We start from the raw sequence: 1,017 nt of genomic DNA on the forward strand, positions 1-1,017 counted from the left end.
TGGCGCCGACGGCGCGGCCGATCAGGACGCATTCCACTGGAATATCGACTCGTTGCCTAGCCTCACCGCCGGTGGCACTCCCCTCACCTTTAGCGTCAGTGCAGACGGCAGGACCTTGACCGGAAGCGCCAATGGTCAGGCGGTTCTGGTTGTCTCTCTCACTCAGCAGGACACCGGCGGCTATATTGCATCACTGCTAAGCCCGCTCGACCATCCCGATGACAGTAGTGAAGATGACATCAGGCTGGTACTTGGCTACACGGTCACCGATGAAGATGGAGATAGCGCCGACGGTAGCCTGACGCTCGTCATCGACGATGATGCTCCAGGCGCATTTACCACTGACCCAGGACTTCTGACGGAAGGCACCACGGGAACCATTAGTGCGATCGATCACGCGGGCGCTGATGGCTTAGCCTCGCTCGTCTTCGATCCAGCGCTTGACCGACAGCCTGCCACCACTGCGACCGGAGAGGCTCTTACCTCCAACGGCCAGCCCCTACTTCTGCTTGTCGGTGACACAGGTACCACCCTGGATGCCATGACAGGCGGTGGCGAGCTCGTCTTCCGCATACAACTAAATGATGCAGGGACTGACTACCAGGTCAGCACCCATGCACCGCTAGAGGTGGCTGGGGAATCCGCCGAAGGTCACGAGCTCGCCGTGAACCTGATCGCCAGCGATGGCGATGGCGATACTGCCACAAGCAGCCTGGTGCTTACCCTGCCGGCAGAGGCCGACCTGTTCGTCGGTGACAACGATGACGACGAAGCCTCCACCAGCAGTGGCAACGATATTCTAATAGGCGACACTGGGGGAGTTGAACGACTCATCGAGCCAGGTAAAAACTACAACATCTCTTTCATCTATGACTCTTCGATCAGCTCCAGACATGCCGCGGCACCTGGACTCAGCATGCTACAGTTCGAAAAACAAGCCATCATCCGGCAACTGCACATGCTCAAGAACCTAGAAGCGACGATCAATGTTCAGCTGGTTGATTTTGATACAGGAGC

1 protein-coding gene is annotated in these 1,017 nt (G+C 57.7%); it reads left to right on the top strand.

Annotation, left to right across the window (positions count from 1 at the left end; genetic code table 11):
• The coding region (locus KUV72_RS19690) for a hypothetical protein (protein WP_222239515.1) at positions 1-1,017 on the top strand (1,017 nt) is incomplete at both ends.

It is taken from the genome of Halomonas sp. DP4Y7-1 (assembly GCF_019800705.1).
Lineage (GTDB): Bacteria > Pseudomonadota > Gammaproteobacteria > Pseudomonadales > Halomonadaceae > Halomonas > Halomonas litopenaei_A.